Origin of the sequence: Oceanobacillus sp. FSL K6-0251, from assembly GCF_038004725.1 — a bacterium.
Classification (GTDB): Bacteria; Bacillota; Bacilli; order Bacillales; family Amphibacillaceae; genus Oceanobacillus; species Oceanobacillus oncorhynchi.
In genome coordinates this window covers 37,755-63,271 of record NZ_JBBORS010000001.1, presented here as the reverse complement: position 1 = coordinate 63,271, position 25,517 = coordinate 37,755, and the positions used below count along the sequence as shown (strand labels likewise).

Here is a 25,517-nt window from a genome sequence, read left to right as displayed (position 1 = left end):
GTTTTATTCCTCCTAGATTTGTTCCTATTTAAAAAATCTTGTCCTGAGATGTACAAGCGGCAGAAAGATTTCCCATTTATCTATAAAAAGATACATGCTATGAAACAAGCATTGCCATCTCATCCGAAAAAGATTCAAAATCAACTTTTGGAATTTCAGCTTTCGCCCTATTTTTTTATGGTATCACATGACGCATATAAAATATCAACATCTATTGTAGCTATTATAACGTAATTTGCCAAATTGTGTACCTATTCACTCATTCTTTATCCAACTTCTTAGAAATTAATTTTACAAAAAAGAGATACTTTCTTCCTCTTAAATAAATAAAAACGGATAAAAACCTGAATATTTATGAAAAAGGAATAAAACTTTTCCTTTTACAGTAAAATTGTATTGACAATACCAAATATTGTTGCTATTCTAATGTTATCAGTACCGACTAGTAACGACATTTTTTGCAATTTATCTCATTATTTGAAATTGTAATACTTATTTATTCAGAAAATTTTATTAAATCTAACATTGGAGGAATGAAGAATGAAATCTACTGGTATCGTACGTAAGGTTGATGAGCTTGGTCGCGTAGTCATTCCTATTGAATTACGCCGCACCCTTGATATTAAAGAGAAAGATACAATGGAAATATATGTAGACAATGATCGTATTGTCTTGAAAAAATACCGCCCAAATATGACCTGTCAAATCACTGGAGAGCTGACAGATGATAATCAGACCCTGGCTGACGGCAACCTCATCCTTAGCCCAGAGGGTGCAAAAATTTTACTGGAAGAAATTCAAAACCGTTTTAAATAAATTTAAAAGGCAAAAAAAGGACGACCTCCTCTATGTACGTAGGTCATCCTTTTTTTTGCCTTTATTATCTAGCGAACTGGAACAAAGCTAATCAATATGGTAGCTCTGATAAACTTCCCTTTTCGGCACTTTCCGTTCGATGGCTGCCTGCTTAATGGCTTCTTTACTGGATAGATGCTCTTTATCCATCAACGCTTCTACATGTTCTTTCACAGATAACGCTTCCCACCAGCTTGATTCCTGCTCAAATGAAGCTGATTCTGCTTCCGTTGGACCTTCTACCACAATAACAAACTCGCCTCGCATGTCATTTTTCTTACTCCATGAAAAAAGTTCTTGTATGGTACCTCTAACAAATTCTTCAAATTTCTTAGAGATTTCTCTTCCTATAGCCGCTTTCCTGTCATTTAGGATACCTTCCATTTCCTGCAGGGTATCTTTGATGCGGTAAGGAGATTCATAAAAAATTAAAGTTGTATTAAAATTTTTTAATTTTTCCAGTGTTTCTTTTTTATCTTTTTTCTTTCTGGGAAGAAAACCGTAAAATGTAAAAGGCTGTGCTGTTAGGCCAGACCCGACCAGTACTACGAGTGCCGCATTGGCTCCTGGTAACACGATGACATCCAGCCCTTCTTGAATAGCTGCTTGGACCAGCTCTGAACCAGGATCAGAAATCGCAGGCATCCCCGCGTCGCTTACAACAGCAACCGATTCTCCCTGACGAATCGTATCTAAAAGCTGTTTTTCTCTTTCCTGATGATTATGCTCATGATAGCTGATGAGAGGGGTGTGAATCTCAAAATAATGAAGCAGCTTTTTTGTATTCCTCGTATCCTCCGCAGCAATCAACTTGCATTCCTTTAATACCCGAATCGCCCGAAAAGTCATATCCTCCAAATTTCCAATAGGTGTCGGGACAACGTATAATGCAGCATGCTCCTCCGGCTGATAACTATTTTGGATATTCATTCATGGCACATTCCTTTCTCATAAGCTTGAATCATTTCCAGCTTTTCCTGGCGGGTTAATTTTTTTATTCGATATTCCTCGCGCAAGGCATCTGACTTATTTTCAAATGCGCATGTATAGATGATTTCAAAAGGCCCTCTTCCTCTAGTATATTTTGCCCCTTTTCCCTCTTCATGCATACGAATCCGATGCGCTAAATCATTTGTATATCCCGTATACAGCGTTCCGTCCTGACAATGTAACATATAAACCAAATGCTCTCCGTCAGCCATAGATAACTTCCTCTGCCTGCTTCGTATAGGAACCATCCTGTTCATAAATATAGAATGGCGGCAGGATTTTCACATCTGCTTTCCCGTCACGAATCCCTTCTATCAAGAGCATATTTGCTTCCTTTCCTTGTTTCGGATAAACAAATTGCACACGTTTGGGCTCGATACGGTACTTTCTAAATTGCTCTATAATATCTACCAGGCGTCCGGGACGATGCACCATGGCAACTTTTCCTCCGGGCCGGACATATCTTTTACAAGCTTTGACGACATCCTCTAATGTACAATACACTTCATGCCTGGCAATCGTAAGGTACGCATTATGATTATGCTCTGTTGCAGAGGGTGTTTTAAAATAGGGCGGATTACAGGTAACCATATCAAAAGCACTTTGATCCAGGGTCGACTGCATTTCCTTTAAATCCCCATGAATCATTCGTAATCGAGATTGCAAATCATTTAAAGCGACATTTCTCTCCGCCATCTGAAAAATACGTTTTTGAATCTCCACCCCAATAATTTCCGCATTTGTCTTTTTAGACAGCAATAACGGAATGACCCCATTTCCTGTACACAAATCAAGAATTTTTCCTCGTTTTTTAGGGATAGAACTAAAATGAGCTAACAACACCGCATCCAATGAAAAAGCAAACGCTGTCGGGCTTTGGATAATTTTCATCGTTTCATCTGCTAATAAATAATCTAATCGTTCATCATCATATAGCTCCACCATTGGTTCACCACATCCTTATGTTCTCATTGGACAGCTTATCAGAAAAATAGCTGCCTTCATAGGAAGACAGCCATCCAATACGATACTTACCGTACTCTATTTCATTTTATCACAGCATGAGTGTCCGTCATTTTCCCCTTTAGGTTATAGAAGAAATATTTAAATATCCCTGGGGAAAAAACGGTCACTTCATCTCCTGATTAACTCAAGCTAATAATCATGGAGAGAAGAACACCACTCCCCATGGTTAAAGTTTCGTTTTATCAAAGAAGTCCAAGCAAAAAATACAATCTTCGTTTCGTCTCGGACTGCCAAACTCTAAACTGCAAATATGGAAACCTTCTTCATAAAGACGTGCTAAATTATCATAGCCTTCCCCCGGAAATATTCCTTTTTGTTGTTTAGAATCGCTTTTTTCCTGCTGTTTTTCCACAGATTCTTCTGTAAAACTGTCTAGGTGATTACGCAAATGATGATTTTCATGGGCCAACCGGTGATTTTCTTCAAGCAAATCACTAAGTTTACCTTTTAAATCACCTAACTGCTCATATAATTCACCAATTTGCTTCTCCATATCGGAAACTTGATCGAATATCTCTCTGTTTCCCAAGATTGATCACCTGCCTCTATTCTGTGACTTGTGCTACAATTCCTTCTTCGATTAATTCATCTAATGTATACTCCACAACACGTTCTTTATCTAAAAGCTCAATTTGAACCATTTTTTCTAATATATTTAACCCGACAACCTTTCCTTTTCCGTGCGGTGTCGGCATCGTTTCACCAATATCCGGGAGCTCTCTTTTTGCTGTTTCATATTCATCATTCTCATATTTCAAACAGCACATTAGCCTTCCGCATAAACCGGATATTTTTGCCGGGTTTAAAGAAAGATTTTGATCCTTTGCCATTTTAATAGACACCGGCTCAAAGTCTCCTAAGAAAGTGGAACAGCAGAGCATACGGCCGCATGGACCAATTCCGCCCAGCATTTTCGCTTCATCTCTGACTCCAATTTGCCTTAATTCAATACGTGTCTTGAACATCGACGCAAGATCTTTTACAAGATTTCTGAAGTCCACTCTTCCGTCCGCTGTAAAATAGAATATGATTTTATTGCGGTCAAATGTATATTCTACATCAACCAGATTCATATCCAGCTTATGCTGCGTAATTTTATCTGTACATATGTCAAAGGCTTTTTTCGCCTGATCCTGATTCTCTATAACCGTTCGCTTATCCTTCTCGTTTGCGATTCGGATTACTTTCTTTAACGGTAAAACTACATCTTCTTCATCGACTTGCTTTTCCGTAATGACTACTTTTCCAAATTCTATCCCTCTCACTGTCTCCACGATGACATAGCTATCTGGAGTGACCGGGTAAGAATCTGGATCGAAATAGTAGATTTTACCGGCTTTCTTAAAACGTACGCCAATAACTTCTAACATTTTTTCACCTCTGTATTTGAAGCGCTAGTTGTTCAATCACCAATGTTGGCTGAACATTTGCCTTTAATTTTCTTTTCGCCATTAAAATCTGATTTAAAATAGTCAATAATTGAGCTTGGGAAAACGTGATGACTATTTTTTCTAACTTAGATGAATCATTGGATAGCAGTATCGTATTGGCGTCTGTATATATATGCTGATGTAAAATATCTTTAAATCCTAGTATTAATAAGTCCAGACCTCGTTCTTGACCTTCTCTATCTTTAAAATGAGGTATCCAATTTTGATGAATGTATGTGTAGATATCCTCAGGCTGTGCAGTATACATTTCTACCCATTGTATCACTATTTTTCGCGCGTCTGCAAACCAATCATCTTGGGCAAGTTCGAGGGCTTCTGTCAGACTGTTTGTCAATGCACTTAAAAGTTTAGCATCGGTCTCATTCACACCCTCTTGCTGTAATCTTTCCTGCAAAATCCCCGGCGGAAGCGGCTGCAAATCAATAATCTGACAGCGTGATCGAATAGTTGACAGCATGGAGTGACCATTCTCTGTAAGCATCATAGCCGTTGTTTCCACACTTGGCTCTTCTAAAAATTTCAACAATCGATTGGCAGCATTTACGGTTAATGTATCTGCATCCTTAATGATATACACCTTCTGGTTGGACTCCATTCCCGAATACGTAAATTCCTTCTGCAGATTACGCACCTGTTCTATTTTAATAGAGGCGCCATCCGGCTCAATCCAGTGCATATCCGGATGGTTTCCAGAATCAATCCGCTGGCAATTGATACAGTGATTACATGGATTCTCTCCTTGGCGATTCATACAAAATAAATACTTTGCCAACAGAAGCGCCATTTCTTTTTTGCCAGTCCCTCGATCTCCTTGGAATAAATAAGCATGGGAAATACGATTCTTCTTGATACTATTCATTATCGTCCGGGTTGCTACAGGCTGTATTTGTTCTATCTCTTCCCATGTCTTCATCATTACTTCCACCTTTAAACAGGAGCTGTTTCTATTTATTTTTATGAAAGGCTGCTAAAGTCCTTTCGATATAAAAGCTTTGCTCAAGTATAAATATTAACTAATAACCCCTTGATTTCCCCGATTAATCCGAGAATATCAATGGTTTTCTTTTCTTCATCCATTAAATCTTCTGCTAACTGGGCAATCTTTTCATCAATTATCTTCACTGTAGACAATTGCCTGCTTCCTTGCATGCTGAAGCTTTGCTTTTTTTCTAAAAGATACCCTTCCGAGGTCGCTTTTTCCAAAAAGCCCTTTACCATTCGTTTAAACTTGACTAGTTCACGAAAGGAACGATATCGGCTCAGTTTATCTCCCTGCTCCGTAATCTGCTTCACCATTTGAGTAAATTCCTGGGTCTTCAGCTGTTCCGATTGGGATTGAACAAGGTTTTGAAAAGAGGCATTATTTGTCTGCGCCGGACGCTTTAAATTGCCATCTCTCGGTGTTACGATATCACTGGAAATCTTCATTGTTCTCCCCCTTCGGTTTAATCATATTACATAGCTTGTTTTTAAAACAGAATTCCTGTTTAGAATTGATAAAAGGACTCGATAGGCAAGATGAATACCGTAGCACCGCCGACTTCTACCTTCACTGGCTTTGGAATATACGAATCGGCATTTCCTCCCATCGGAGAAATTGGCGCCACCATCTGTTCACGATGCGAGCAATTATCACGAATAATTTCAAGCGCATCATTCACATACTCATCCTCACAGCCAATCATTAACGTGGTATTGCCTTCCTTTAAAAATCCGCCTGTTGTCGCTAATTTTGTTGTCTGGAATTTATTTTCACCTAATGCGTTTACTAAACGATTGGAATCTTTATCTTGAATGACCGTTATAATTAATTTCATGATTGACCAGCCCCTTTTGGCATATTTATTTATTAAATAAAGCTGTAATTCTTTCTAATACATCTTGATAGACCGCTTCAAGCGAACGATCAGCATCCACAGTTTGAAATCGCTCCGGAAAACGAGACCGGATCAGCTGATATCCTTCATAGACTTTCTCATGAAATTCAAGGGTTTCTAAATCCAAGCGATTTTTCTCTCTGTCTGCATTTGCTGATATACGCTCCAGTCCTTTTTTTGGAGAAATATCAAAGTAGAACGTTGTATCCGGCATACAATCCTCAATCACAAATTGATTAATCGCATATACCTCATCTACACCAATGCCTCTTGCATAGCCTTGATAAACCAGACTGCTGTCTACAAAACGATCGCATAATACAATTTTCCCTTGTTCTAATGCAGGAAAAACCTTTTCTACAAGATGCTGTCTTCTTGCTGCTGCATATAATAACGCTTCTGTTCTTTCTTCCATTTCCAGATGGAGAGGGTCATGGATAATTTCTCGAATCTTCTCGGAGATACGGATACCGCCTGGCTCTCTTGTCTTGATAACCTCTATCCCCCGAGCTGTCAGCTCTTCATAAACCTGATTTAGGATAGTGGTTTTGCCAGCTCCTTCGCCACCTTCAAATGTTATAAACAAACCAGTTGTCATCATCTTTCCCCTTTGTTCCTATATATGCGTATTCCTTCGTCCCTATGCTGTATTCGAACACCCTGCTCCACTAATTTTTCCAAATGTGCGATATGCATCTCTTGGATTCGTTCTCCTTTTAAGAGAAGCGGAATACCAGGCGGATAGGGAATCACTGCCTCAGCAGCTATCTCTCCTATGCTTTCCCTCATCGAGACCAGATACGTTGGATAATTATTCATTTCTTGATAAGACAAATCTAATTCTTGGACCTTTTCGGGAAAAAGATTTGTCCTCTCTATTGTAGCACGATTTACTGATTTTTTTAATGGATGCCCTATGGTTTTCAACCTTTTTTCCAGTGTATCTATTTCTTCCATCGGAGCAAGCCCGTGGACAAATAAAATTTGCTCATCCGTCGCAAGCTCCGGAAAAATTCCTGCTTTTTCGAGTAAGTTTACAACGGACTTTGTCGAAAAAGAATGTTTCACGTGGAACGTTAGCTTTAATGAATCGTCGGAAGGCATGAATTCCCAAAATGAAAAAGCGGAAAACAACTGCTTTACCTGTTCCACACTTTTTATCGTTTTGATTCGATCTTCTTTTGAAAAGTGTGCTAAAAAATGCCTTGCTATATCTAAAGAAGCCATAAGTATATAAGATGGACTGCTCGATTGGAAAATTTGTAAATAATGCGCAATTTGAGACGGATTGATACGGGAAGTCCCCAGATGTAAATACGAAGCCATCGTCATTGCGGGAGCCATTTTATGCGCAGAATGCACCACAGCATCTGCCCCCAGCTCTATCGCTGAAGCTGGAAAAGGGTCTCCTAAAGCAAAATGAACACCATGCGCTTCGTCTACTAGTACAGGGATATCAAATTCATGTGCCTTATCAATCATTGCTTTCAACGGATAAGTTTGACCAAAATAATCCGGGTAGGTAAGAACAATTGCTTTAGCATCGGGATGCTGCTCTATGGCGGATGCTATTGTTTCATAGCTTGGATTCGTAAATCGGCTAACCTGCTCCTCCCATTCCGGAGCTAAAAAAACAGGCTGTGCTCCTGCTAACTCTACGCCATTCATCACCGACTTATGACAATTACGCTGAATAAGAATCTTATCTTCCTGCTTACACGCTGCGAGAATCATCGCCAGATTGCCAGCTGTCGATCCGCCAACCAGAAAAAATGTATGCTGGGTCTGAAAAAAAGCTGCTGCTAAGCTTTCCGCTTCTGCAATAATGCCTGCAGGCGCATGCAAATCATCCATTCCGGTAATTTCGGTCACATCCCAGCGGAGCATCTGCTGAAAATTGTTATGATATGCAGGTGTAAAAACTTCTCCGTGCTTATGACCCGGTACATGGAAAGAGATTGGATTCCTTTTTGCAAATGCTTGTAAATGCTCTGCTAATGGCATACGCTGCTGCTCCATTTGTCTGCCTCATTTCTTTTTATATGTAAATAAACAAACCAATTCATTGAAATTGATTTGCTCATTATGGTGTTCTTCTTATTATACCAAGCAAGTGAAAGGGATGAAAAACATGGATACAAAAATGTACTATTATTCCGCTTTTTTCCCTTAACAGAAAAAAGCAATTTTCTATAATGAAACACTCAACTTTCGCACCTAAGAATAAGCATATATATCTTGCTATTTCAGGGTGAACATGTTCCCCCTTATCATGCTTGCATTTTGGTGGAATATCCGGCCTTGTTGGAATTGGTGATGGTGCATAGCTCCGCTCCAGCGAATGAAAGAAATAACATTCTAATGAGCTGGACGAAATAGCAGCTTTCGCCTGAATAACCAATTATGACAGCATGGATATGAAATACAGAGAATCGCTTCGATGCACAGAAAGTAATCTTGGCGGAACATGTTTCCATGCAGCATGAAAATATGTTCTATCGGATCAAATTTCTGTTTGGTAAGTTGTTTTTCACATATAGAACATCCTGCTAGCGAAGGCGGACCGTTTTGACTCCTGAGGGATCAGCACCATCTGAAGATCCACTTTTGCCAAGTGCTCTTCTTGGCAAAAGTTAGCTGAAGAGCGTGCCCCTAGGCAGACTAAGACCGCAACGTCCTGGGACTGCGATTACTCGCCCCATCGAAAACATTTGTACGTCGGAAAGCAAAATGGTCCGCCGCAGCCGTGCTTTACACTTCACCTTTTATTCTTTGTCAAGGGTGTTATCGAAGGAACGATCAACTCCTGTATCTATAGAAGCGAAATTACTTTTTAATGTGCGAAAGTTGAGTGAAACACTTTAACGAGCGTAGTGTATTTCCGCAGCCGGTCGCTAGGAGATAGAATCTTTCATTTAACTTATATAGTACGTACCTTTCTTCTATATCTATGCTAACAAAACAAAAAAGCCTTTGCATGCAAAGACTTGTAAAAGGGGATTATATTAAGAATGTAATGTTGATTGGTTGATATTTTTTAACTTTGAGAGATAGTATTGATATTTTTCTTCCCGCGGCTCCGTATGAATCATATTATGCTCACATTCCGAACATAAAAACATGGAATACAAATGAATACCGTTTTCCTTTGGTTCCTCACAAATTCCGCAATACTCATACTCTTGAACTTTTTGCTGCTTCATTTCTCCACCTCCGTTAAAACTAGTATCTCCTAATCTAACGGATGCTATACATAGATATTATTTTTTTAGATTTTTATTCAATCTTGAAAAAATAAACAGCGTCTCAAAGAATAAATAAATGGATCGCTGCAAGGGAACCGACTCCGAATATACCAAGAAATCCAGATACTAATACCGTAAATAGATTAATTGGAATATGCAGACCTACCGCCCCTCCAAATACATTTAAGAAAAAAAGCAGCAATGCACCTATCCCCAGCTTCATCGTTGCTTTCCCAATATGTTTCATTGGCTTTACCGGCGCACCTACAATAAATAAAAGAATAATTAATCCGACAATCGTTCCAATAAATAGTGTTGAATTCATTCCTCTCCCCACTTTCCTTCCATCGCTTTAACTTATTTCTATGATTTACCGGAAGCGATTAGAACAGGTTTTAAAAGCAGCAGGATAATTGACAACTTTCTAAGATTCATTAGCAGCTTCCTTCTTTAGACGAGAAGAACGTACATTGAACTACCCCCGCTTATCAACCTTCAAGGTTGATTGAAGTGGGGGATTCCTAAGAACACCAACCTATCGGTCAGTTATGGATTAGGCTAGCCCCGCAGTCCCTGCGGTTAATCGCAATGCTTCTTTACGAAGATTCCTGCTTGCGTTCTTATCTCTTTGGTGATGGCATTGACAGATATCACACGTCCATGCACGCAAAGCAAGTTTTTTAACGTCTTGGTTTTGGTGTCCACAATTGGAACACAGCTGACTGGATGGATAGTTTTTAGCGACCTTAACAATCTGCTTTCCATACCAGGCCGCTTTATATTCCAGCATTGTTCGGAACGTTGACCAGGATACTTCGCTAATCGCTTTCGCAAGATTTTGATTTTTTAACATGTTTTTCACAGATAAATCTTCTATTCCGATGATATCGTGGTTTTTGACTATCTCGGTGGAGATTTTATCTAACATGTCTTTTCTTTTATTAGTAATTTTCTCGTGAAGCCGGGCTACTTTTCTTTTTTGTTTCTGCCAATTTGCTGAGCCTACCTGCCTCCTAGACAGAATCACCTGCGCTTTTGCCAATTTTTCTTCTAATATCCGGAAAAACCTTGGATTTTCATACACCGTCCCATCGGAAAGGGTTGCAAAATCGGTTATTCCAACATCGATGCCTACAGAAGAACCTGTTTTTTCATAGTGCTTAACTTCCGTTTCAACCACAATCGAAACAAAGTACTTGCCTGAAGGATTGCGCCGGATCGTTGCATTGATAATACGTCCTTCCACTTCCCGACTTTTGGCAAAACGAACCAATCCGAGCTTAGGCAGTTTGATATGTTTATCCAATACAGCAATGTTTCTATTGACATGTTTCGTGGTATACGATTGAACAGGATTCTTTTTTGATTTAAAACGAGGTGCCTTATTCTGCTTCTTATAATAGCGCGTATAGGAATCATTCACATTTTCCACCGCTTTTTGAAGGGCAATGCTATCGACTTCTTTGAGGAAGGGATAGTTTTTCTTCAATTCTGGAACCGCTTTGATTGCCTTATTTTTATTGAAAAATTCGCCCTTCCAATTATTTTGAAGAAGCTGTCCGTTTTGTATCATTTCATTCACCGTATGCCAATAGTGGTCTTTTTCTTTTTGTTTTCCTGTAAAATAGTTGTAGACAAAGCGGAAGCAGCCGATTGTCTTATGGATGAAGGTGATTTGTTTTTTGTTCGGATAGATACGAAAACGAAATGCTTTTTTTACTTTCATAGCTTCTTACCTCCTCTTGTCTATTATATCAGAAGAAGGATGATTTTGGAACGTTTGTTCGACTCGGTGTTGGATAGTCGAGACGCCCTAAAGTAATCTTTTGTGCATAGGAGATTCATCTCCCCCTCACCTCTACGCGCTTGAAGAGGGATTTCTCTCATTTTTTTGATAAAGAAAGCAATCGTCCCTGCAAATAGAAGAATAATGAATACCAAAGACCACGTATTTATATAAGATGGAAGCCCTCTCGCAACACGAATATCATTCCATATAATAAAAGGGAAGAGAACAACATGTTGACATAAGAAAACAAGAAAAAAACTTATAAAATAAACATTCTAAGGCAGGATTCAAGTGAGAATTGTACAAAATATTAATTTTATAAAGGATGTCATTAAAATGTATATTTAATATTAGACAAAGAAACACGTAATAATTACATCAAAGCTACTTTTATGCTCGCACATGGCAGTGGGTTAAGCAAAGGTTCATTAAAGGCCGCCCAAGGCAGCGGTGTGCGAAGCGGAAACCGCTGTTTTGGGCGAAGCCTGCGTGGCTTTAGCCACGCTTTAACCCCCCGTATCTAACAGGGGGGTAGAAAAACATTAAAAAACAGAAAAAAAGAGCTTAAAACCCAATAGGAACAACGGTTTGGAGCAAATTATGAAAATGTCAACTTTCCCCCGTTAGTTGACATCCTTTTGATTTAGGTATTTTCACCCAAATTTTAGCAATTTAGAACAGAAGTGCATTTATACGTACCAAAACAATTTGTAAATATAACTATGATTCTTAATAAGACCTTCCCAGATAAACAGCAAAAAAACAACTAAATAATGAAACTGGTTGGACTAGATCGTTTATATCTAATTTGTCGGATATTCACAGCTATCAAAATAAAGTTTTTTTAAAAAAGTAGTATAGTAAAACAGTGATACGCTTTTCTTCTGGCAATGTACGCATCGCCCTGGCAAGTAATTTCGGAGTGATTTTCTTTCCAGCCACTTGAAAACTTTGTACTTCTTCTCCTTCATATTGCTTATCTAAGGTAAATAGTTGATTTTCTTCTTGTGGGGTGACATCAGAAAATGTCAGCTCTTGCGGGAACTGAAGCAGGAAGTCATGATGAAAAATGCAGCAAGAGAGGGACTTAGACAGAGAATTGAAGAAATGACAAAGTTTTTAAAGGAGCAACCGCAGCAACTTGAAACATATGATGATTTGCTTGCTAGGAGATTGATTGAAAAAATAACGATTCATGAAAGACAATTAACAATTGAATTTAAGTCAGGGATTGAGATCGCAAAGGGAATTTAATATTTATAATTGAAGAGTATATGTCGATAAAGGTGTGGGAAGTTGCTCCTTTAGAATTGACCAAAAATTTTAGTAGCTATAGTATATAAGTAAATGAAAGTAGATGCAAGTGTAGGTTTTCATAAACAGTCCACTCCCGCTTTTTGTTTACTTCATTAAAAGAATTCATTTTTTTACTTAAATAGTTTTTGTATATCATGTATACTAATATTGAAGTTTATAATTTATAATGTCTTCAATATGAATATAAGGTACTTTTGTGAATAGGAAGGAGATATCCAAATGAATATGAACATCTTTATTATTGAAGATGATCCTCTTCTATTAGAAGCTTTAAATGAGGGGTTAAGCCAATGGGCATATGAGGTAAGTTTTCCAAGTGATTTTTCTAATGTACTGGAAGACTTTGTAGCGCACAGGCCCCATCTAGTCATTATTGATATACAACTTCCTAAGTTTGATGGCTTTCACTGGTGTAGAGAGATACGTAAAGTGTCTAAAGTTCCTATTATTTTTCTTTCTTCAAGAGATCATGCCATGGATATGGTCATGGCCATGAATTTAGGAGCAGATGATTACATTCAGAAGCCATTTAATATGGATGTTCTTCTGGCAAAAGTACAGGCGCTTCTTCGCCGAACCTATACCTATGAAGAAGCATCCTTCGATATAATTGAATGGAATGAAGCAATTATTGATTTAAGGAGTGGAGGAATTCGTAAGGATGATAAAACTGTCGAACTTACAAAAAATGAATTTTTAATTCTCTCGGTGTTAGTCAAATCAAATAATAACATTATCTCCCGTCATGAATTGATGAAAATACTCTGGGACGATGATCAATTTATTAATGATAATACCCTAACAGCTAATATCACAAGACTACGACAAAAGCTTTTTGCACTTAATTTAGAAGAAGGAATTGTGACAAAAAAGGGACAAGGGTATATGGCCGTTACACTCTAGGAGGGTGCAAATTGTTTATCACTTATCTTATTTATAAAAAAAGTTGGATTGCTCTAATTATGCTGTTTCTTATACTTACTAATGTTTTAATTATATTTGATGGGGGGATTAATGTGGAGCCCTCTTCACTTATTTATTTAAATGGGTTGTATCTAATAATTTTTGCTGTTTTTTTTATTTGGAGATACCAAAAAGAGACCTCCTATTATAAATCCCTGCTTAGACTTTTTAGAGATTTGGACGATGATTGGTTTGAAAGTATTTCTCCTCCTCATGTCCATTTTCCAGACAGTATTGTATATACACTTTTACAAACAATCCATGAGTTTGAGCAAAACAAACGTCTCGAGGATCACTACTCTCAACAAATGGACCATAACGATCTTTCATCATGGGTTCATGAAATGAAAACTCCCCTTACAGCCATGAAGATTACCATTAATGCCCATCCTTCCAATGAATTAGCTCAAAGACTTGATTCAAATTGGTTAAAATTACACTTATTACTAGATAGACAGCTTTACATTTCACGATTAGATACCCTAGAAGCAGACCTATTGCCACAAAAACTAGAAGTCAACGCTCTGATAAGACAAGAGATTCGTGAGCTATCAACCTGGTGTATGGAAAAAAATATAGCCATTGATTTACTAGGTGATACCAGGTATACGTATACTGATAACAAGTGGTGTGGGTTTGTTATAAGACAGCTTTTAACCAATGCAATTAAGTACAGTCCAATAGATGGAAATATATTCATTAACATTGGCCTCTATGAAAATGAACTTGTTGCGGTAAAAATTAAAGATGAAGGGCCTGGTATTCAAGCACATGACCTGCCGCGTATATTTGATAAAGGCTTTACTGGAGAACAGGGAAGAATCCAACGCTCATCTACTGGAATGGGGCTTTACCTTGCAAAGGAAGTTAGCAAGAAGTTGAATATTCAACTTGAGGTTGATTCAGTTGTTGGTGAAGGCACATCTATTTCAATGATATTTACTAGTGAGAATCCATTTGAACGTATTAGGCGATCATATAAATCAGACATACTGAAGTAGTTAGGTTATTGAAAACCTAACTACTATTTATTTTATTAGGTGACAGAAATATCACATTCGCTTTCGTTTTATCACCTAAAGCTTACGACATAGATCCACAAACATACTACAATATACATATAACTTTATTGGAGTGGATATGATGAAAAAGCAAAATACATTGCAGACCGTTTTACTAGCTGAGGATGTACGTAAATCTTATGGCACAAAGGGAAATGCTCAAGAGGTCTTAAAAGGAATAAATCTTCGTGTTATAGAAGGTGAGTTTGTTGGTGTCATGGGTCCTTCGGGGTCTGGTAAGACAACACTACTCAACACCTTAGCCACAATTGATCGTGCCACAGCAGGAAATATTTTTATAAATGATCAAGAGATTTCAAAAATGAAAGATATCCAACTATCAAATATTAGGCGAAAGCATCTAGGCTTTATTTTTCAGGATTACAATTTGCTTGATACATTAACGGTAAAAGAAAACATATTGTTACCTGTTTCTCTAACAAAAATAAGTAAAGATGAGGCCGAAAAAGAGTTTAATGCTATTTCGGGGATGTTAGGAATCAAGCAGTTGGCCAATAAATACCCTTTCGAAATTTCAGGAGGTGAAAAGCAACGAACTTCTGCAGCGCGAGCGTTAATTCACTCACCTGCAATTGTTTTTGCTGATGAACCTACTGGAGCCCTTGACTCAAAAGCAGCTTCCAATTTATTAGAAAAGTTATGTGAGATTAATAAAAAACGCCAAGTCACTATAGTTATGGTTACTCATGACCCGTTGGCATCGAGCTATTGTAATCGGGTAATCTTTCTAAAGGATGGAAGAGTTTTCTCTGAATTGTATCAGGGAGAGAAAACGAGAGAATACTTCTTTAAGGATATTCTCGATATGCAAGCTGTTCTTGGAGGGGGTAGCTAGAAATGACTATAAAGAAATTAGTGACTCGCAGCATGCGAAAGAACATCAAAATGTATTATCTCTATTTTTTCTCGATGATTTTCAGTATAAGTTTGTATTTTATCTTTGCTACCCTGCAGAATGACCGAACTATTATGAATATGGCCAATGATAGTACCCTCTTCTCTACGGCCTTTCAAGTGGCTGGATTATTACTTATTTTCATTACCATTGTTTTTACGATGTACGCTACGAGCATCTTTATTAGAAGGCGTAGTCAAGAAATTGGATTGTATCAGTTAATTGGCTTGTCTAAGGCTTGGGTAGCTCGGGTACTAATCTTGGAACACACTATTCTTGGTTTAGGAGCTTTACTTATTGGAATGATCGTTGGAGCTTTGCTCTCGCGACTCTTTCTTTTACTGTTTATGAACCTGATAGGTCTTGAAGCTATGGCTGGCTTAACCTTATCCAGCCAAGCAGTCATCCAAACAATTGCAATTTTTACTTGCTTAATTGCTGTCACATCATTACAAATTATATTGACGGTTTATCGCAGAACACTAATACAATTGTTTAAAGCAAATAATCAAAATGATTACTTTGTCAAGCGTCCAACTATCCTTTCAAGCATTTTAGGGATAGCAGGATTAAGTTTAATAGGGTTTGGCTATTATGTGTCTACCTTGATTGTAGAGCATGCAGATTTGCTGATGTTTCTTATGTTAGTAGTCCTAGCTAGTACCATACTGGGAACCTATTTAGTCTTCCATACGACAATAAGCTGGATATTAAATGTTTTTCGAAAAAAGAAAAATGGGAATCTGGGCTTGTATAATAGCCTGTCGGTGGCCCCATTAATGCACAGAATGAAAGGTCACGCCAATTCCTTAACCTTAATCACTGTATTGTCTGCTGCAACCATTACGATGATTTCACTTTCATATTCCTTATACTATTCAACGGAAAAAGATGTGAGATTGGCTATGCCTTTTGACTTTGCAGTGGAAAATATGCAGGAGGAAGCCGCTATTATATCAAGTAGGTTAGAGGAGGAGCAAATTAGATTCGAACATTATCAAATAGAAGCCATGCGATTTAATGGCACATGGTTAGAGCAGGATTCAAGTGTAGATAATCGCCATAGAAGGTTTATGCTTTTTTCAGCAGAGCAAATGGACCAGGCTGGATTAGATGTTCAGATTCCCCAAGATGGTGAAGCAATCTACTATAATACACGAGCCATTATAGAGGGAATGGATACCTCACTTCCAAAAAAAGTGCAGTTTGCATCAAAACATCAAGCAAATTCACTAACAGTCTCCAAGTTTAGGCTTGAAAATGTGATGAATTACAGATTCTATGGCGAGCAATTACTTGTTTCTAATGAAACCTTCGAGAAAATGAGGGAAAGCATCCTAGAAGACGAGCACAAAGAACTGTTGATATTTGATGTGTTTCACTTACTAGATACTGAGAAATCAGATATGGCTTCTAACATCTTTCTAAGGAATGTGGATAGTGACTTATATATCACTGACTTCTATTCCACATACGAGGGATCCCGTCAAACCTTTGGTATACTTATTTTCATCGCCGGTATTTTAGGCTTTGTATTTATCCTTTCAACAGGAAGTATTTTGTACTTTAAACAAATGACAGAGGCTGAACAAGAAAAGAACCATTATCGAACCCTAAGGCAACTAGGATTTCGAGTAAATGATATTATGAAAGGGATCATTCGTAAACAGCTCTTTGTTTATTTAATTCCTCTGGGAATTGGGTTAATTCATGCTGCTTTTGCTCTTAACGTAGGTTCTGTTCTCATGGCTGCAAGCATGGTCATCCCAATCATTATTAGTATGGCAGCATATATTGTCATCTATCTGATGTTTGCCGTGTTTACCATTCAATATTATAAAAGCATTGTCACAAATGCTCTATAGAAAGGAAGAAAAGTTATGAAAAAGGTCTTAATATCCTGTATTGTTGTAGTCGTTGTTTTTGGTAGCCTATATTTCTTCTTTCGCGAGCCATTCGATCGTTTTAATCCATTGCTTGAACAAGAATATGTCTATATTGAGATCCAAAATGAACCTGCAGATGATAACGGAAGATATAAATATAAGGAGGAGGGTGTCACTGAAAAAGGAGAGACTAAACAAGTGGTATTTACGACCAGTACTAGACTTGAGGAAGGTACACTCTTGAAAGTACTCGCCAAAGGTGCATACACACAAGAATATAAATTTATAAAGGAGATTGAAATGCCATAAAACCCAAGTTAATAGTCTTCGTAAATGGTACAAATGGTGGATATGTTCCCGCATACGACCATTTCACTAAAAATCGCAATTACATCAATTCTATCAACTCGTCCCATGTGGAGTTAGTGACGTTGCTGTCTAGGGTGGAATAAAAATAGCTAAAGCATTGATATAATAAGGTTTTTCAGTGATTTAAGAAGTTCTGAATCCTAGAAACACCTTATTTTTATTTGGTTGGAAATGAAGCGGAATTTTAGCTAGAAGTAGGGTTGAGTTGATAGAATGGCTTTTGGGTGGGGGAGTTGACAGAAAGAATGATATCTATTCATTTTTATTCACCACATATGATTAAGGATGTGCTTGTGAAGCAAGAGTAAAAGGAAAACAACCGAAGGGTCTAAGACTCTTCGGTTGTATCTTAAATTAGTATTTGTTGCTCCACAATCGCGTCCGATTGTTTAAGACTGCCGCCATAATATTTAATAACTCCTATGGCTGATAACTGTGTTGAAACAGTATGATGGGGTTATGCGGTACATCGCTATCGGCAGAAAACAAAATTATTCTTTCACAATATAATCTATGACACTTTCTGATAGTTTTTGTACAGGAAATTGATCGCTGTTAGCAAAAATAACTATCCCGAATCCCTCGCTTGGATTAAGTGAGGCATAAGATGCCATTCCTGGATAACCGCCAGCATGTTCAATAACCTTAGAATCATTAACTTTCCTAATCTTCCATCCTAATCCATAACTCAAATTCTCTTCCCTATCAGCAATCATCGCTTGCATTGTAGCTAAACTATCTGTATGTAATAAAGGACTTTGATCACTTTTCATATGAGCAATGAAATATTTCGATACATCATTTACGTTGGAATATATAAATCCCGCCGGTGCACAAATCTGATTAATCGGAGTAGCTAGTTCCATTACAGATGAAATATGTTTCATATAATAATGCGTTACGTCGCTTTCATTATTCATTCGATTTGGATCAGTGAAAGTCTTTTTTAGGTCTAGTCTTTTGAAAATGTTTTCTTGAATGTACTCCTCCCAAGATTGACTTGTAATTTTCTCCAAAATATCTGCTGCAATTACATATGTATCCGTACAATAACTCCATCCCTGACCTGGTTCAAATAATAAATTTGCATTAGAAAAATAACGGGTCACATCTTCACGGTTCTTTATTTTGTTTAATGTTTCTTCAGGAAATTGTTGTACAATCAGCTCATATTCAGGTGCTTGTTTTATTAAAGAAAGCAAATTGCGGTCCTGCAAAGATGCAATCCAAAAATCACCAGGAAAACCAGCAGTATGACTCAATAATTGTTTAATTGTTATTTGTTCGGTCACAGCGTCATCGTGTGTATGAAAGTATGGCAGGTGCAGAGATATTGGATCATCTAACGCTAGTAATCCTTCTTGTACGAGTTGCATGATGGCAGTAGCAGTAAAACTTTTTGTGATACTCATAATCGGGAATATGGTTTCTGCTGTTATTGGTTTGTCCACGTTGTCCATCTCAGCGTACCCAAAACTTTTTGAATAGGCTACCTCTCCATTACTAATTAGATTAACAACTACACCAGGAGCAAAATATTGTTCTCTAGCCTCATCTATAAGTCCCTCAAAAAATTTAAAGTTTTTTATTTTCATCAAACTTCTCCTTTCCCATTTACTATTTTTTTCTAAGCCTTTGTACTTATTCTCTTGTGTTCAACAAAATGGTCCGTTTATTGAATAATCTAATTTCATTATATCTGAAATCCCAATTACAACAATTATCAAAAAATTACAGAGGGGTTTAACCACTATTTTTATGAAAAAGAGCTAGTTGATTCATTCCTTTCTGGCGATCTATTCAATTATTATTTATAGAGAGGAGACAAGACATTTTTTACCAAAGTAATTAATTTTTTCGCATGAAATGGTTTTTGTATAAAATCGTTTGCACCAAAATTAAAAGCTTGATTTCTGTCACGTTCAGAACAACTCGCAGTCAATAAAATAATCGGCATCTCGTATTTCATACGTATTTTTTTGCAAACTTCAATGCCATTAAGAACTGGGAGCATCAGATCAAGTAGGACTATATCTGGCTTCGTTTCTTCCACAAGTCTAAACCCTTCTTGCCCGTCATAAGCACATTTTGTAAGGAATCCTTCCATTTGAAAATGGAATTGTAATATATCTGCAATTGGTTTTTCGTCATCTATTACAACAATCTTTTTTCTCATAACACTTTAACCTCGATTCGTTTTCATCTACTATCAATCCATCCATTCAATTTATAAGTTTATAAAATATTCTTCTTCTTTAGTAATCCAATTTGATTGTAAAAGTTGTGTATTGTCCCATAATACTTTGAACAGTAATTTTCCCATTTAGTTTATCTAATAATAGTTTTGCAATCGATAAGCCTAAACCATAATTCCCATTTGTATGTTGTCTTGATGGGTTAACTTGATAAAACCGCTCAAATACATAAGGTAATTCAGATTTAGGAATACCCTGCCCACTATTTGTTATCGATAGTTTTATATGCTTTTTAAATTGTTCTAATGAAACGACAATTTTACCTGTGTGGTCTACATGTTGTACCGCATTTTCCAATAAAATCATAATTATACGTTGAAGACTTTCAGAATGGCTGTTGATTAAAACATTTGGTTCTATTTCGGTCTTACAGTCCAGTTCTTTTTCTTCAATATAAGCTTGTAAAGTAACTAAGTTTTCTTCAATCATGTTACTTATATTTACTTCCTCTTTCGGTAATTCTATGTTAGTATCTTCCAGTTTAGCTAATGTTAACAACTGATTAATGAGTGTTTTCATTCGTTCTGTACCAATTTGCATATATTGCAACCATTTTAATTGACTACCAATCGTTTTATCTTGATTAGCCATGAGTACATCGTAGTTTGCGTTGATAATTGAAATTGGTGTTTTTAATTCATGAGAAGCGTTAGCTACAAACTGTTTTTGTTTTTCCCATGCTTCCAAAACAGGCTGAATTGAATGTTTTGCGAAAACAAGGCTGATAAAGAATAGGACAGCCAGCAGGGCTAAGCCAACAAAAGTAAAAGTGTAAGCTAAATTTCTTAACGTATCCATACTGTCGGTAATATCTAGAAAGGAAATACGATTTGTTCCATCTTGAGAACTAAAAATCGTCGCCTTACCGTTATTAGTGATAAGACCTGTTTCAGTGTCAGGCATGATAGAATATTGCCATATTTTATTGTTTAGTTCTATTCTTCCGTCCTTCTCTTTATTTTTCCATACCGTTTTTGCTGCTTGGTCGTATAGGTTTTCGGGCATATCTATTAAGGAGTCTATTTTTTGTATATTTCCATCTTGATCTACCTTGATACTAAAGGACATTAAGAAATCTGCCGAGAGCCGCTCATCCACTATCTCAACTGCAAGAGCTTCGTCATTTGTTTCCTCATATGTTGTTTCTGATCCTACAAACAAAAATGGTTCTCCTGATACAATGGTTTCTAGCTTTCTCATATTTTCCGAGTGGATCTGATTACTCATAATCAGATAGATAGCGACAAATGCAACAACGATTACGATAGATATCAGCAACATATTAATGAGCAGTATTTTATTTCGGAGCCGTTTGAACATTATTTACTCTCCACCTTTCCCATCTTGCAGGAGATAGCCTGCACCTCGAATGGTGCGTATGACAAGGTTGGACTTTAGTTGACTAATCTTTTTACGCAAGAGCGACACATGGATTTCAACATGATTATCTTCGGCTTCAGAATCATAACCCCATAACTTTTCAATAATTTGCTCTTTGGAAACGACAGTATTTTTTCTGTAAATAAGCAATTCCAGAAGCTGTGCCTCTTTTATAGGCAAAATCACTTCATTCGTTCCGCATACAAGCAACAGTGTATGTGGATTAAATTGGACATCGCCGAATGATTGTATGCCTTGATGATTTAATTCGAGCGGTCTCCGACTTAAAGCACGTAACCGTGCCAAAAGCTCATCTGTATGGAAAGGTTTTGGTAAATAATCATCTGCACCACAGTCAAGACCATATACCTTTTCTTCTGTCTGGTCCCTTGCTGTAAGCAATATGACTGGCGTTTTAATCCCATCTTGCCGAAGTTCTTTTAATACGGTTATCCCCTCTTTCTTAGGTAGCATAATGTCAAGGACAATCATGTCATAAATATTAGAAAGAGCACAATCAAGACCATATTCACCATCTTGTGCCAAATCAACCGTATAATAGTTTTGTTTCAAAACCTGTGCTATGGCTTCTGCTATATATTTTTCATCTTCAACTATCAATATCCTCATGATTAATCCCTCATTAAAAGAACATCTATGGCAATGGAATAGCTTACAATCCTTTGCCATAGATGTTAGCAGTTCATTTATTCAGTGTCTACTGTAACACCGTCAGGAACATTTTCACTCCATGTTTGTCCATCATCTGTGGAGTAAAGAATTTTACCTTCATCTTCAATTTTCACATCAATGCTTTCGTGCTCCATGTCTGCACCAATCACCGTACCAGAAACAGCTTCATTGACAGCATTTGTTGCGTCTTGTATATCATCGATGGCACCCTCTGGTGGTGTTCCAGTAATAACGATCTCCTCTCCGTCTTCACCAACAGAAACCTCAGTACCATCAGGTACTTCACTGCTCCATGTTTATCCTTCATCTGTGGAATATTTAGTACCATCGTCATCGGTAGTAACTAGTACACTCTCTTGCAGACTCTCCCAGTTGCTTGCACCAAACGCCGTCAATGTGCCAAAAGACAGCACAAGCCCTGTGGCAAGTACAATAGCGATTCCTTTCTTTTTACCTGTATCAAGGCTGATTGCGAATTTTTCTTTCATTGAGATTACCTCCTTATTTATCTGTAGGTAGCTACCTTACATTCTTATCATAACCTTTAAACCTTTAGTGACAAAATCCTTTTTAAGAAATATTTACAAGTTCCGAAAATGTATAGTCTTTTTCTATTGACGATAAGACGTTACATCTTACATTATAAGCAAGTTTTTATGCATCGCACAGATCAAACGCAAAGAATGTTTCCAAAAAACTTCGTACTTCTTTGAAAAGGGTCAAAGGAGTTTTTAAATTAGTTATCAACTTCATATATCAATTAATTTATTTTTTTAATATTTACAATTATTTTTTAAAAGATGCAACAAACCGCCTATTAGAATCGGGACTTAATACAAAGGGACGAACTAAACAAAACTTCGTAGCTCAACAAGGTATACATTTAACAATTGTTTTAATTAGCTCTTCTTTCATCCTATATTTCTAAAAATTTTAAAAAAAACGCAACAAATCTCTCTTTTCAATGGGGACTTACTATAAGAGGGCGGATTTGTTTTTTCATTACTTATTAAAAACAAAAAACGTAAAATGTTGGCATTTAATAAAAATCATTTGTTGAAGGTTATGAAGGAAATACTTTATTTTTAAACAAACGCATTCTCCTGTCCACGTTTCTCGGCAATATACGCTTTGTAAATGTTCTTGTCTTACAAACGAAACGCATGCATAAGTGATGCTCGATTTTACCTTGCAAAGAAAGCACGAAAGATAACGTTTTGCAGGATAAACGAAAATTAGAGTAGGGATGGAATCCCCTTGCGAATACCCGTGGAGCTGTACCAACAAACAGCCGTCTGATTGTGAAGTAGAATGGTTTGATGGAAGGATGGATGATCATGAATACCCAAAAACAAAAGACACCATTTCCTATTGTTCGAAAGTATCTTATCGGCGATAGTACGTATATCGTTCAAGCAACTGTAAAGAAACATGCAACCGAAGATGCTGTATGCAAGGTTCGTCGCTTAATTTTGAATGACCTAAAGAAAGAACGGATAAAACAGTAACGGTTCTTATGAAATGGCAGTCGACAAGCGATGTCTATGGTATAATAGATAGGTACAATTCCACTTGTTTGACTGCTGGAATAGGAGGCAGATATGAGTAAACAAGCAAGTGATCACAAAGAAACGGTTGATTCCTTGAACCTTGACAATCAAACGCAACCAAAAGATGCTGCGCTGTCTTTTCAGAAGATAAACACGACTACGTCTCTCGGTGACGACGTGTTGCACGCTGTTCAAAAAAACGTGATGGAGTTTCAAGTGAAACATACATCTAAAAACACAGATAAAGAGGGAATCACAGCTCTTTATGTTCGTCTTTCTCAAGAGGATACATTAAACGGTGAAAGCAATAGTATCTCTAATCAAAAGAAAATTTTAGATCATTACTGTCGAGAACAGAATTACACGCTCACGCGTCATTATGTAGATGATGGATACAGTGGCACAACTTTTGATCGTCCAGCCTTTCAAGAAATGTTAGCACATATAAAGACAGGAAAAATAAATCGTGTCATTGTCAAAGATATGTCCCGCTTTGGACGTGATTATTTACAAGTAGGCATGTTCACCGACATTCTATTTCCTAACTTTGATGTTCACTTTATTGCGATTAACGATGGAGTGGATAGCACAAAAGAGGACAATGAATTTACGGCCATTCGCAATATCTTTAATGAAATGCATGCTAGAGATACGAGCAAGAAAATTCGTGCGACATGGCAATCGAAAGGGCGTTCAGGTGAGAAACTCAGCACGAATGCCCCGTATGGTTATCTGAAAGATCCAACCAATAAAAAGAATTGGATCGTAGATGAAGATGCGGCAGCCGTTGTCCAAAAAATATTTTCGCTCTGTATGGACGGACTTGGTCCTACTCAAATTGCTAGATGGCTCAGAGAACGGACCATCCTTTGTCCCTCTGCCTACTTCCGTGCTAAAGGGATCAAGTATCCTGCGACTCCACCTGCCAATCCCTATCAATGGAGTACAGAGACAGTATCTACGATGTTGGAAAGGGTAGAATATCTCGGACATACGGTTAACTTTAAAACGAGAAAAACGTCTTATAAAACGAAGCGCTTTATCTATACTGATCCAAGCGAATGGAAGATATTCGAGCATACTCACCCAGCCATTATAGAGGAACCCGTTTTTTTAATTGTCCAGAATATTCGTCGTTCACGACGTCGACCGAATCGTTATGGAGACATGGGGTTGTTCTCTGGCTTATTATTTTGTGCAGACTGTGGCGGAAAAATGTATCTATGTAGAGCAAGTGGGTTTAAGAAAGGACAGGAATATTCGATTTGTTCCACGTATCGAAAAGATCGCTCTTTATGTGGAAAAACACACAGTATTCGAACCGTTGTGTTAGAGGAACTTGTCTTAAACAACTTAAGAGAAGCTCTTCATTATGTGTCTGCGTATGAAAATGGCTTTATTCAAGAAGTATCTAACATTCGTCTGTCGGAGAAAGAAAAAGAGTTGTCCAAGATGAGGGATACGCTCTTACAAACGGAAAAACGTATCGTTGAATTAGATTTGATTTTCAAACGCTTATACGAGGATCACATTTCTGGGAAACTCAGTGAACAGCGATTTATTCACTTATCCGGTGAGTATGAGAAAGAACAAGAAACATTAAAAGCGTCATGTCATACCTTACACAAAGAGTTAAAAGAACACGAGAAAAAGAAAACAAACGTCGGCAAATTTGTGAAAATTGCTAGAAAGTATACGAAACTGGAAAAGTTGGATACAGCCATTTTAAGAGAATTTATCGATAAAATATTAGTGTCAGCAAAAGATCATCAAACCAAGACACAAGAAATTACCATCGTGTATAATTTTATTGGTGCGTTTGATTTTAATCGAGCCATTCATCAAACAAAAAACGAAAATAAACATACAAAAGTTGACGTCGTTTAACACTCCG

27 protein-coding genes are annotated in these 25,517 nt (G+C 37.3%); 9 read left to right on the top strand and 18 right to left on the bottom strand.

Going from position 1 to position 25,517, the window contains the following annotated elements:
• Positions 1 to 540: 540 nt before the first annotated feature.
• Positions 541 to 816, top strand: coding sequence for an AbrB/MazE/SpoVT family DNA-binding domain-containing protein (locus MKY45_RS00315; protein ID WP_040977653.1), 276 nt, complete (start codon positions 541 to 543; stop codon positions 814 to 816).
• A gap of 87 nt (positions 817 to 903) precedes the next feature.
• Here MKY45_RS00315 and rsmI read toward each other — a convergent pair whose 3' ends face one another.
• The 13 genes from rsmI to tnpB all read right to left on the bottom strand — a co-directional run bounded on the left by rsmI (position 904) and on the right by tnpB (position 11,170).
• Positions 904 to 1,785 carry a 16S rRNA (cytidine(1402)-2'-O)-methyltransferase gene (rsmI, locus tag MKY45_RS00310; protein WP_341172368.1) on the bottom strand — a complete coding sequence of 294 codons (882 nt, stop codon included), beginning with the start codon at positions 1,783 to 1,785 and terminating at the stop codon, positions 904 to 906.
• A complete protein-coding gene (locus MKY45_RS00305; protein ID WP_042528584.1) occupies positions 1,782 to 2,057 on the bottom strand; it encodes a GIY-YIG nuclease family protein in 276 nt (91 codons plus the stop codon). The genes rsmI and MKY45_RS00305 overlap by 4 nt, the downstream gene beginning before the upstream one ends.
• The gene (locus MKY45_RS00300) at positions 2,050 to 2,790 is read right to left on the bottom strand and encodes a tRNA1(Val) (adenine(37)-N6)-methyltransferase (RefSeq protein WP_341172367.1); all 741 of its coding nucleotides are present in this window, start codon (positions 2,788 to 2,790) and stop codon (positions 2,050 to 2,052) included. Before MKY45_RS00300 ends, MKY45_RS00305 begins: the two co-directional genes overlap by 8 nt.
• Before the next feature lie 247 nt (positions 2,791 to 3,037).
• Complete coding sequence (yabA, locus tag MKY45_RS00295; protein WP_042528586.1) at positions 3,038 to 3,400, bottom strand: DNA replication initiation control protein YabA; 363 nt, start codon at positions 3,398 to 3,400, stop codon at positions 3,038 to 3,040.
• A gap of 16 nt (positions 3,401 to 3,416) precedes the next feature.
• Complete coding sequence (locus MKY45_RS00290; protein ID WP_042528587.1) at positions 3,417 to 4,241, bottom strand: PSP1 domain-containing protein; 825 nt, start codon at positions 4,239 to 4,241, stop codon at positions 3,417 to 3,419.
• A gap of 4 nt (positions 4,242 to 4,245) precedes the next feature.
• Positions 4,246 to 5,235 (bottom strand): DNA polymerase III subunit delta', encoded by a 990-nt coding sequence (gene holB, locus MKY45_RS00285; protein WP_042528588.1) that lies wholly within the window; start codon positions 5,233 to 5,235, stop codon positions 4,246 to 4,248.
• 83 nt (positions 5,236 to 5,318) lie between these two features.
• The gene (locus tag MKY45_RS00280; RefSeq protein WP_193063797.1) at positions 5,319 to 5,750 is read right to left on the bottom strand and encodes a YaaR family protein; all 432 of its coding nucleotides are present in this window, start codon (positions 5,748 to 5,750) and stop codon (positions 5,319 to 5,321) included.
• A gap of 59 nt (positions 5,751 to 5,809) precedes the next feature.
• Positions 5,810 to 6,139, bottom strand: coding sequence for a cyclic-di-AMP receptor (locus MKY45_RS00275; protein ID WP_040977662.1), 330 nt, complete (start codon positions 6,137 to 6,139; stop codon positions 5,810 to 5,812).
• Between the two features lie 25 nt (positions 6,140 to 6,164).
• Entirely contained in the window at positions 6,165 to 6,797 is a 633-nt protein-coding gene (gene tmk, locus MKY45_RS00270; protein ID WP_256705458.1) for a dTMP kinase, read from the bottom strand.
• Complete coding sequence (locus MKY45_RS00265; RefSeq protein ID WP_341172366.1) at positions 6,797 to 8,218, bottom strand: aminotransferase class I/II-fold pyridoxal phosphate-dependent enzyme; 1,422 nt, start codon at positions 8,216 to 8,218, stop codon at positions 6,797 to 6,799. Before MKY45_RS00265 ends, tmk begins: the two co-directional genes overlap by 1 nt.
• A 986-nt stretch (positions 8,219 to 9,204) precedes the next feature.
• Positions 9,205 to 9,402, bottom strand: coding sequence for a sigma factor G inhibitor Gin (locus MKY45_RS00260; RefSeq protein ID WP_042528592.1), 198 nt, complete (start codon positions 9,400 to 9,402; stop codon positions 9,205 to 9,207).
• 103 nt (positions 9,403 to 9,505) lie between these two features.
• Positions 9,506 to 9,769: a pro-sigmaK processing inhibitor BofA family protein gene (locus tag MKY45_RS00255; protein WP_193063794.1), complete on the bottom strand. Its 264-nt coding sequence runs from the start codon at positions 9,767 to 9,769 to the stop codon at positions 9,506 to 9,508.
• A gap of 228 nt (positions 9,770 to 9,997) precedes the next feature.
• Entirely contained in the window at positions 9,998 to 11,170 is a 1,173-nt protein-coding gene (gene tnpB / locus MKY45_RS00250; protein WP_341172365.1) for an IS200/IS605 family element RNA-guided endonuclease TnpB, read from the bottom strand.
• Between the two features lie 1,122 nt (positions 11,171 to 12,292).
• Between tnpB and MKY45_RS00245 the strand changes: the two genes are divergently transcribed.
• The 6 genes from MKY45_RS00245 (at position 12,293) to MKY45_RS00220 (ending at position 17,685) form a co-directional block, all read left to right on the top strand.
• A complete protein-coding gene (locus tag MKY45_RS00245) occupies positions 12,293 to 12,487 on the top strand; it encodes a hypothetical protein (protein ID WP_341172364.1) in 195 nt (64 codons plus the stop codon).
• A gap of 282 nt (positions 12,488 to 12,769) precedes the next feature.
• Complete coding sequence (locus tag MKY45_RS00240; protein ID WP_341172363.1) at positions 12,770 to 13,453, top strand: response regulator transcription factor; 684 nt, start codon at positions 12,770 to 12,772, stop codon at positions 13,451 to 13,453.
• Between the two features lie 11 nt (positions 13,454 to 13,464).
• Positions 13,465 to 14,514: a sensor histidine kinase gene (locus MKY45_RS00235; RefSeq protein WP_341172362.1), complete on the top strand. Its 1,050-nt coding sequence runs from the start codon at positions 13,465 to 13,467 to the stop codon at positions 14,512 to 14,514.
• Between the two features lie 139 nt (positions 14,515 to 14,653).
• Complete coding sequence (locus tag MKY45_RS00230; RefSeq protein WP_341172361.1) at positions 14,654 to 15,430, top strand: ABC transporter ATP-binding protein; 777 nt, start codon at positions 14,654 to 14,656, stop codon at positions 15,428 to 15,430.
• 2 nt (positions 15,431 to 15,432) lie between these two features.
• Entirely contained in the window at positions 15,433 to 17,355 is a 1,923-nt protein-coding gene (locus MKY45_RS00225) for an FtsX-like permease family protein (RefSeq protein WP_341172360.1), read from the top strand.
• A 15-nt stretch (positions 17,356 to 17,370) separates the two neighbouring features.
• Entirely contained in the window at positions 17,371 to 17,685 is a 315-nt protein-coding gene (locus tag MKY45_RS00220) for a YxeA family protein (protein ID WP_341172359.1), read from the top strand.
• Between the two features lie 551 nt (positions 17,686 to 18,236).
• Here MKY45_RS00220 and MKY45_RS00215 read toward each other — a convergent pair.
• The 5 genes from MKY45_RS00215 to MKY45_RS00195 form a co-directional block, all read right to left on the bottom strand.
• Complete coding sequence (locus MKY45_RS00215; RefSeq protein ID WP_341172358.1) at positions 18,237 to 19,340, bottom strand: serine hydrolase domain-containing protein; 1,104 nt, start codon at positions 19,338 to 19,340, stop codon at positions 18,237 to 18,239.
• Positions 19,341 to 19,552: 212 nt separating this feature from the next.
• Positions 19,553 to 19,921: a response regulator gene (locus MKY45_RS00210; protein WP_341172357.1), complete on the bottom strand. Its 369-nt coding sequence runs from the start codon at positions 19,919 to 19,921 to the stop codon at positions 19,553 to 19,555.
• Between the two features lie 79 nt (positions 19,922 to 20,000).
• A complete protein-coding gene (locus MKY45_RS00205; protein ID WP_341172356.1) occupies positions 20,001 to 21,161 on the bottom strand; it encodes a sensor histidine kinase in 1,161 nt (386 codons plus the stop codon).
• 162 nt (positions 21,162 to 21,323) lie between these two features.
• On the bottom strand, positions 21,324 to 22,010 hold the full coding sequence (locus MKY45_RS00200; RefSeq protein WP_341172355.1) for a response regulator transcription factor: 687 nt from the start codon (positions 22,008 to 22,010) through the stop codon (positions 21,324 to 21,326).
• Positions 22,011 to 22,369: 359 nt separating this feature from the next.
• Entirely contained in the window at positions 22,370 to 22,561 is a 192-nt protein-coding gene (locus MKY45_RS00195; protein ID WP_341172354.1) for a hypothetical protein, read from the bottom strand.
• 849 nt (positions 22,562 to 23,410) lie between these two features.
• On the opposite strand from MKY45_RS00195, the gene MKY45_RS00190 reads away from it, so the two are divergent.
• Together MKY45_RS00190 and MKY45_RS00185 are read left to right on the top strand one after the other, a co-directional pair.
• Positions 23,411 to 23,581 carry a hypothetical protein gene (locus MKY45_RS00190; protein WP_341172353.1) on the top strand — a complete coding sequence of 57 codons (171 nt, stop codon included), beginning with the start codon at positions 23,411 to 23,413 and terminating at the stop codon, positions 23,579 to 23,581.
• Between the two features lie 93 nt (positions 23,582 to 23,674).
• Positions 23,675 to 25,510 carry a recombinase family protein gene (locus MKY45_RS00185; RefSeq protein WP_341172352.1) on the top strand — a complete coding sequence of 612 codons (1,836 nt, stop codon included), beginning with the start codon at positions 23,675 to 23,677 and terminating at the stop codon, positions 25,508 to 25,510.
• The last annotated feature ends 7 nt before the right edge of the window (positions 25,511 to 25,517 follow it).